The 7,887-nt window shown below is 40.9% G+C and carries 9 protein-coding genes; all 9 read right to left on the bottom strand.

Translation table 11 applies throughout. The annotated features are described in order from the left end of the window. Positions 1–472: 472 nt before the first annotated feature. The 9 genes from lysS to pabB all read right to left on the bottom strand — a co-directional run bounded on the left by lysS (position 473) and on the right by pabB (position 7,697). Positions 473–1,966 (bottom strand): lysine--tRNA ligase, encoded by a 1,494-nt coding sequence (gene lysS, locus L2716_RS18245; protein WP_236339386.1) that lies wholly within the window; start codon positions 1,964–1,966, stop codon positions 473–475. An 18-nt stretch (positions 1,967–1,984) separates the two neighbouring features. After that, positions 1,985–2,410, bottom strand: a complete 426-nt coding sequence (locus tag L2716_RS18240; protein ID WP_236339385.1) for a GreA/GreB family elongation factor — start codon at positions 2,408–2,410, stop codon at positions 1,985–1,987. A 142-nt stretch (positions 2,411–2,552) separates the two neighbouring features. Then, the gene (locus L2716_RS18235) at positions 2,553–2,771 is read right to left on the bottom strand and encodes a helix-turn-helix domain-containing protein (RefSeq protein ID WP_236339383.1); all 219 of its coding nucleotides are present in this window, start codon (positions 2,769–2,771) and stop codon (positions 2,553–2,555) included. Continuing rightward, positions 2,723–3,247 carry a 2-amino-4-hydroxy-6-hydroxymethyldihydropteridine diphosphokinase gene (gene folK, locus L2716_RS18230; RefSeq protein WP_236339381.1) on the bottom strand — a complete coding sequence of 175 codons (525 nt, stop codon included), beginning with the start codon at positions 3,245–3,247 and terminating at the stop codon, positions 2,723–2,725. The genes L2716_RS18235 and folK overlap by 49 nt, the downstream gene beginning before the upstream one ends. Next, on the bottom strand, positions 3,244–3,606 hold the full coding sequence (folB, locus tag L2716_RS18225) for a dihydroneopterin aldolase (protein WP_236339378.1): 363 nt from the start codon (positions 3,604–3,606) through the stop codon (positions 3,244–3,246). Before folB ends, folK begins: the two co-directional genes overlap by 4 nt. Beyond that, positions 3,599–4,405: a dihydropteroate synthase gene (gene folP, locus L2716_RS18220; protein ID WP_236339388.1), complete on the bottom strand. Its 807-nt coding sequence runs from the start codon at positions 4,403–4,405 to the stop codon at positions 3,599–3,601. The genes folB and folP overlap by 8 nt, the downstream gene beginning before the upstream one ends. A 420-nt stretch (positions 4,406–4,825) precedes the next feature. Beyond that, positions 4,826–5,680, bottom strand: a complete 855-nt coding sequence (gene pabC, locus L2716_RS18215) for an aminodeoxychorismate lyase (protein ID WP_236339377.1) — start codon at positions 5,678–5,680, stop codon at positions 4,826–4,828. After that, positions 5,665–6,258, bottom strand: a complete 594-nt coding sequence (gene pabA, locus L2716_RS18210) for an aminodeoxychorismate/anthranilate synthase component II (protein ID WP_236339375.1) — start codon at positions 6,256–6,258, stop codon at positions 5,665–5,667. Before pabA ends, pabC begins: the two co-directional genes overlap by 16 nt. 14 nt (positions 6,259–6,272) lie before the next feature. Beyond that, positions 6,273–7,697: an aminodeoxychorismate synthase, component I gene (pabB, locus tag L2716_RS18205; RefSeq protein WP_236339372.1), complete on the bottom strand. Its 1,425-nt coding sequence runs from the start codon at positions 7,695–7,697 to the stop codon at positions 6,273–6,275. Positions 7,698–7,887 lie beyond the last annotated feature (190 nt).

The following is a 7,887-nucleotide window of genomic DNA, read 5'->3' as shown; positions in this document are numbered from 1 at the left end:
TGTTTGACTTGCTCATAATTTTAAATCGAAATTGATTCAGGGTTCTTTATAAAAAGACCCGTGTTTCACGCTTGGCTTTTGTTCAGTTTTCAAAGAGCTATTGTCGATTCGTTTGTGCGAATCTGTATAACCTGTCGCTTATTGGCGACTTTATTAATTTACCACACTGCGTTATTGAATGTCAACAACTTATTTTATCTTGTGTGTTGCCGCGAAATCAGTATTTCCGACGACGAAAAATAATATACCATCTTTCAGAAGATGAAGCAATACATTTTTACAAAATAAGTTCCCAAGCATTCGAACTTAGGACTAATAACCTAGTCTTTGTCGAAGATACGTGCAAATCCCGTTATTAAGGATCACATTATAGGTGAAGGATTAGCAAAAATCCTTTAGTAGAAATCCCTGAATAAAGAAAAGGTTGGCTCCTATTTTAGAAGAGCCAACCCATAACTATCTATTTACTTCATTACTCGCTGCGATTTCTCATTTGAGGGAAGAGTAATACGTCTCGAATCGAAGCTGAATTCGTTAACAACATGACAACACGATCAATTCCAATTCCAAGCCCACCTGTAGGAGGAAGTCCATATTCGAGCGCTTCGATGAAATCATTGTCCATCATATGCGCTTCGTCATTCCCTTCTTCACGTTCCTTTAACTGACCTTCAAATCTTTCGCGTTGATCAATTGGATCGTTGAGCTCGGTAAAGGCATTCGCATGTTCGCGACCGACAATGAATAGTTCAAAACGATCTGTAAACCTCGGATCCTCTGCATTCTTTTTAGCAAGAGGAGAAATAGCCACTGGATGTCCATATACAAATGTGGGTTGTATGAGCTTTTCTTCAACGAAGTGTTCAAAGAATTCGTTCAACACATGTCCGAAAGTCATCGTTTCTTTTACTGGAACATTATGTTCTTTCGCAAGTGCGCGTGCTTCCTCGTCGCTCATTTCTTTCCAGAAGTCGACTCCAGTATGCTCTTTAACTGCATCAACCATGTGTAGTCGTGTCCATTGTGGCTTTAAGTCTACTTCATAGTCTCCATATTTCACGGTTGTGGTTCCAAGAACTTCTTCCGCTACGTGTGCAATTAAGTTTTCTGTAAGCGCCATGACATCTTTATAATCGGCGTACGCTTCATATAGTTCCATCATTGTAAACTCAGGATTGTGGCGAGTGGATACACCTTCATTACGGAAGACGCGCCCAATCTCATACACTTTTTCCATACCTCCGACAATTAGACGCTTTAAGTGAAGCTCGATCGCGATTCGCATGTATAACTCCATATCAAGAGAGTTATGGTGCGTAATAAATGGACGTGCAGAAGCTCCACCAGGAATCGAGTGCATTGTCGGTGTTTCAACTTCAAGGTACCCGTTGTTATCTAAGTAGCGACGCATGGATTGCAATATTCGGCTACGCGTAACAAATGTATCCTTTACTTCAGGATTCATAATTAAGTCAACATAACGTTGACGGTATCTTTGTTCAATATCTTTAAGCCCGTGGAATTTGTCTGGTAGTGGGCGTAATGCTTTAGAGAGCAAGGAAAAGTCCGTCACTTTTACAGATAACTCTCCAACTTTTGTTTTAAAGGCTACACCCTGAACGCCTACAATATCGCCAATGTCTATCGTGTTAAATAATTCGTATTGCTCTTCTCCAACAGAGTCTTTACGAACATATAGTTGTATTTGCCCCGTCAGGTCTTGCATGTGCGCAAATCCAGCTTTCCCTTTTCCGCGTTTAGTCATAATGCGGCCTGCAAGGGACACGACGTTTTCTTGGTCAGATAAATCCTCTTTAGAAATATCACCGTAGTTCTTCACCATAGAATCAGCAGTGTGTGTTCGATCGAATCGGTGTCCGAAAGGATCGACGCCTAAATCTTTTAACGTATTCAACTTCTCTCGTCGAACGAGTAATTGGTCATTTAATTCGACATCTTGACTCATTTGTATCACTCCTAAAAATCAATTCACGTTCAATATTGTATATGTGATTATTTCATTATTAACTGTAACACTAACTTTCTCACCCTTAGTCCTTAGTAAAAGCTCTCTTCCTAAGAGCGAATCTACTGATAGATAATTGAGCATTGGAGAAGCTTCAATCGGGTGGACAAGCTTATAAGATTCTACTACATCCAAAAAGGGATCCAATAAGGAAACGGTAGACCCAAGGGAAACAACTCCGTTTCGACTACCTTCCTTTAAAGGTTCAGCGGAGTACACGATCCGTTCAAGGTCCACAATCCTTTGCTTAATGAATTGCGCCTCTTCCCCCATCTTTTCAGATGCCTGTTCAAAGGTTTCTTTCTTGCTTTCGTACATTTCAATTAAATCCGTAGCTAACTTCTTGATGCCTTCACTAGTGAGTTGGGTTATTTGTTCACTCATACTCATCCTCCTATATTGATAGGTTGCTTGTGTTGACACCAAGACGTATGTAAACAGTATTCTCTAAGAGAACACGGTTATCCTACTTTAATTTCGTACGCTTTTTGTGCATTTATCGTATCACAACATCTTCACCTCGTGCTTACAACTGCTGTACTTTCTTTGGAGAAAGTTCTTCTTGAGTTATATGAAGAGCTTTAGTGACTTTAATGATAAAATCTTGATCTGGCATTCGATTCCCTCGTTCAATCTCTCCAAGGATCGAGACAGAAATGTTCATTTCCCCTGCAAGCCCTTCTTGCGTGAAACCCTTTAGTTTCCGAAAAGCCCGTATTCGCCTTCCCCATTGTTCCGCTTCCATACGTTTACTCCTTTTTTGTCAATTCTTTCTTCGATGACCTGTGCAAAGTTTTCATCCGTATGTGGAAATTTCAAATTAGGTTGTAGCTCATAAAGGGGAATCATGACAAATCCTCTTTCGAGCATTCTAGGATGTGGAATTTTTAGGTCTTCTGATTGTATATTCTCTTGATTATACAACAAAATGTCAAGGTCTATCGTACGTGGACCCCAGTGTACCTCACGTGTACGATTGAGTTTCTTTTCGATATCCAATAAAGCGCTCAGTAGATTTTGAGGGGTTAATTGGGTTTGTACACGAATCACCATGTTCAAAAAAGCATCTTGATCCGTATAGCCCACTGGGTCTGTTTCATAAATGGACGACGCTTTAACGAACTGTGTATCGTTTAATTGTTCTATTTCCTTAATTGCGCTTTTCATATAATGACTGCGATCGCCGATATTGGATCCAAGTGCGATATACACTTCATTCATGAGCGAGACCTCTTCATTTCAATTGCAACAGCATCGTAATGTCCTGGAATTGGTGGGTCCGGCTTAATCACCTTAACTGTACAAGCTTGAATAATCGGAAATTCCCCAAGTAAAGCTTGCGCGATATCTTCTGCAATGGATTCAACAAGCTTCTTCGGTTCTCCCTCTACAATTTCTTTTGTTATTTCATATGCTTGTCCATAGTGAACTGTACTTTCAATGTCATCGGTTTTTGCCGCATTTGCTAAATCACATTCAAGTACAAGATTGACATTAAAACGTTGCCCTAATTTGTTTTCCTCTGGGTATACACCGTGATAACCATAGAATTTCATATTATCAATGTAGATCTTATCCATACTGGACAGCCCCCTTTTTCATTAACATGGCATCCATCATCATTGCCATCCGCTTATTCTCCAGAACATCATGAACACGAACAATCTGGCATCCCTTTTGAATTCCAAGGCATGTCGTCGCACCCGTACCTTCCATTCGCTCGTTTGCTTCGGTTTGTAATACTTTACCGATAAACGACTTTCTAGATGTACCAAGAACCACCGGGTAACCTAGCTTAGTCAAAACCTCTAGGTTGAACATAACCTCTAAATTATCTTCATATGTTTTCGCAAATCCAATTCCCGGGTCGAGAATGATATTTTCATCTTTTACACCTGCATCTCTTACAAGGTCAATACTCTCCCTTAATCCTTTTGCAATGTCTGACATGAGATGGTTGTAGTTTCCATCTCCCTGATTGTGCATAAGGATAATCGGAACCTGGTAGGTTGCTGCAACTTCTGCCATCATCGGATCCGCTTTTGCGCCCCAAACATCATTAATAATGTCCGCACCCGCTTCAATGGATTGTTTAGCAACCTCTGCTTTATACGTATCAATAGAAATCGGTACATCAACCGCTTCTCTAACTGCCTTAATAATCGGAACAACTCTTTCAATCTCTTCTTCTAATGTTACTTTTTCAGCACCTGGTCTAGTTGACTCCCCGCCAATGTCAATGATATCAGCACCTGCTTCAACCATTTCCTGCGCGTGTCTCACCGCTAAGTCAACTGAAGTGTAGTTACCTCCATCTGAAAAGGAATCCGGTGTTACATTTAATATCCCCATGATCCAAGTCCGTTCATTAAGATCCATCGAGAAATCTCTAATGTTTAATACACGTGACTTTTGTCGTTCACCTTCATTGGCAAGCAGTTGTTGAATCTCTCTCCCGACATGAATCACTTCATCATTATCATGTTCTAGCAGCGAATGAACGGCACGCTGCAATCCGAAGGGATGACCTAGGATGATGGCGTCCGTTCCCTCAGCCTCTAACTGTTCTGCTTCCTCAGAAATGATGCAACCAAGGCCTTGAAGGAGCATCGATTGTTTCAACTGCCAAGCCACTTTCAATGAGAGATTTTCGATTCTGATCACATTTTTACTTTCTATCAACTGATTTCTACGAAGACGATCAATCTTAGCACCAACTGACATTAACTCGTTCATTGCATCTGTTTCGTTGCTTGGAAATAAATAAATGGGGTTGTACTTCATTACTTAAAATCCTTTCTATGTTCGCCTTGTCCAGGTATTCATCCGGCCTTGGACATATTCACTGAATAACGCATTCGTCACGTCGCCATTTTTCCCAGGAAGTTGAAGGTCACCTAGTGATTTAATCCCCACAATTTCCTGAACTGAATTCGTAACAAAAACTTCGTCCGCTTCCATTAAATCCTCTTGGATGAATTCCCCGACCTTGACCGGTTGCCGTATTTTCTCGCAAAGCGACAATACATATTGACGTGTAATTCCGTTCAGTATTCCTGTATGAATAGAAGGCGTGTATAAAACACTATCCCTCACCCAAAAAACATTTGAGGTAATGCCTTCTGCTACGTAACCTTTTTCGTTAAGAAAAATCCCCTCGACAGAAGGATCGTTCAATTCTTGTTTCGCCAACAAATTATTCATAAAATGATGAGATTTCCAGCGTTCATAACCTTCCGGACTATTTCTTGTAGTCGAGAGAATTTGCGCATGCTTTTCTTGAAGTGTTTCACCAGCTTCTGGCAAAGCGCCTCCGTATACAAGAATTGTAGGCTGATCGAAACTTAAAGATCTCAGACCCGCCTCTCCTTTACCCGCTGATATGTTGAGTCGGATACTGGCGTTGCGCCAATGGTTACTTTCGAGCAGTTGCTCGACAATTTCTAAGACTTCCGCTCTTTGAAATGTCCATTTGATGTTCAACTCTTGTAACGAATGGTTGATGCGCTCCAAATGATCATCAAGCAAAAATGGATGACCATTATATACTCGAAACGTTTCAAATAATCCTATACCGTATAGATATCCGTAATCAAATGGAGAAATCTTTGCAGCTCTTTCATCTACAATGTCGCCATTTAGATAGATGTACATACTAACTCCCGTTTATAAGATTTAATAAAGTTCTTTAGTAGTTGTTTCCCGTTATCGGTCATGATGGATTCTGGGTGGAATTGTACGCCTTCGATGGGCAACGTCTTATGCCGAATCGCCATAACTTCGCCTTCTTCCGTTTCAGCTGATATGTCAAAACAGTCTGGTAAGCTAGTGCGATCGACGATTAAAGAATGATATCTGGTTGCAGTCACTTCAGGTGCCATCTCAGAGAAAATGGTCTTTCCATCATGTTGAATTCTTGACGTTTTCCCGTGCATTAGACGCTCAGCCCGAATAACGTCTCCACCGAATACTTGCGCAATAGATTGATGGCCTAAACAAACACCGAAAATCGGTATTTTTCCTGCAAAATAACGGATCGCCTCTAAGCTAATTCCAGCTTCATCAGGACTACATGGTCCAGGTGAAATCATTAGAAAGCTAGGGTCCAGGTCTTTAATCTCTTCAATTGTTATTTTATCGTTCCGTCTTACGATCAGCTCTTCCCCCAACTCCCCTAGATATTGCACGAGGTTGTAGGTAAACGAGTCATAATTATCGATCATTACAATCATTTCTTACACCTTCTTTATGGTCGTTTTTCACTTAATTCTTTAGCGTGCCATAGCGCTTTCGCTTTTTTAAGGCTTTCCTTGAATTCCGCTTGAGGGTCCGAGTCAATAACAATACCAGCGCCTGCTTGTACAAATGCTTTTCCACCCTTACAAATCATCGTCCTAATTGCAATATTCAACTCAGTATCTCCGTCAAACCCAATCCAACCTATGGACCCTGTATAAACACCTCTTCTTACAGGCTCAAGCTCTTCTATAATTTCCATTGTGCGTACTTTTGGTGCTCCTGTTATCGTACCACCTGGGAATGTCGCTCTTACTAAATTCATCGTCGACTCGTCCGCATGAAGCATCCCTTGAACATTTGAAACGATGTGCATAACGTGTGAGTATTTTTCAATAACCATAAACTCATTGACTTCTACTGTTCCATACTGGCAAACACGGCCTAGATCATTTCGCTCTAAGTCAACGAGCATGACATGTTCTGCGCGTTCTTTTTCATTTTCAATTAAAGTTTTGGCTAGTGCTTCATCTTCCTCAGGCGTTTTTCCGCGAGAGCGGGTACCCGCAATCGGTCTTGTGCTTACATGGTCCCCTTGCTTTTTCACAAGTAATTCTGGTGAACCATTCACGAGTTGGAAGTCTGGTGTTTCCATATACCCCATATACGGAGATGGATTGAAATTTCTTAAATGCTCATATATTTTGTGCGGTTCAGAATGTAATGGCTGAGATTGTCGCACAGATAGATTCACTTGAAACACATCACCGCTCCGAATGTATTCTTGCACTTGCTTGACTGCTGATGTGAACGCTTCTTCATCCATTGAGTATTCTGGTGAATCCACTAAACTTTTCTCCGTATCATTTGAAGTAACATTCGTCTCCTTTGTTTGAAACCATTGTGCTTCCATGGCATTTAATTTCTCCATACCAATATCTGGGTCGTTTATATTCAAATGTGTAACGAGCGTTAATGCGTTCGTCGTTTTATCATAAACCACAAACTCTTCGAAGATCATAAAGTAGAGATCAGGCATGTCCATATCATCGATCGTTTGTACGGGTAGTGTCTCAATTTGACGGGCAATATCATAGCTGATGTAACCAATTGCGCCACCTTTAAAATCCGGTAGGTTAGCTGCTCGTGTTTCACCTTCGTTAATCTCGTAAGCATTCAAATAGGCTTCTGCTAATGCAAGTAAATCACCTTGTTCGAATCTAACGCCAGAACTAGAATGAATTTCTAGCGTGTCACCTTTCCCTTTCAACAATGCACTCGGACAAGCTCCAATAATATGGAATCGCCCACCTCTTCCACTTTCAAGCAAAACATGGTGCTTATGCCCTTTACGATACGATTGATATCCTTCGAACCAATCATTTTGTATATTTTCAATGGTTTTTGAAAACCGAAATCTTGTAAACTTTTGCATAAAAGTACGCTCCTGACGTTCATTTTCCTCTTTCATTGTACATGAACCATAAAAGGATGACACGTAAAAATAGCCACCATTTATTTACACTAGAAAAGCGGAATCGCCTTGGTCAGGTGCGTAGAGCGCTGGAGGTTCCTCGCAATAACACGCTTTTTGTGTTGTAAGAGGAATCGAAGCGACCTCGAGC

Source organism: Pseudalkalibacillus berkeleyi, assembly GCF_021608225.1.
Lineage (GTDB): Bacteria > Bacillota > Bacilli > Bacillales > Fictibacillaceae > Pseudalkalibacillus > Pseudalkalibacillus berkeleyi.
Note: the sequence above shows the minus strand (reverse complement) of the source record. Positions and strands in the feature narration are given on the sequence as shown.

Coding starts and splice junctions, on each gene's coding strand:
- lysS (WP_236339386.1), bottom strand. CDS start 1,966: ATGAGTCAAGATGTCGAATTAAATGACCAATTACTCGTTCGACGAGAG.
- L2716_RS18240 (WP_236339385.1), bottom strand. CDS start 2,410: ATGAGTGAACAAATAACCCAACTCACTAGTGAAGGCATCAAGAAGTTA.
- L2716_RS18235 (WP_236339383.1), bottom strand. CDS start 2,771: ATGGAAGCGGAACAATGGGGAAGGCGAATACGGGCTTTTCGGAAACTA.
- folK (WP_236339381.1), bottom strand. CDS start 3,247: ATGAATGAAGTGTATATCGCACTTGGATCCAATATCGGCGATCGCAGT.
- folB (WP_236339378.1), bottom strand. CDS start 3,606: ATGGATAAGATCTACATTGATAATATGAAATTCTATGGTTATCACGGT.
- folP (WP_236339388.1), bottom strand. CDS start 4,405: ATGGATCTTAATGAACGGACTTGGATCATGGGGATATTAAATGTAACA.
- pabC (WP_236339377.1), bottom strand. CDS start 5,680: ATGTACATCTATCTAAATGGCGACATTGTAGATGAAAGAGCTGCAAAG.
- pabA (WP_236339375.1), bottom strand. CDS start 6,258: ATGATTGTAATGATCGATAATTATGACTCGTTTACCTACAACCTCGTG.
- pabB (WP_236339372.1), bottom strand. CDS start 7,697: ATGCAAAAGTTTACAAGATTTCGGTTTTCAAAAACCATTGAAAATATA.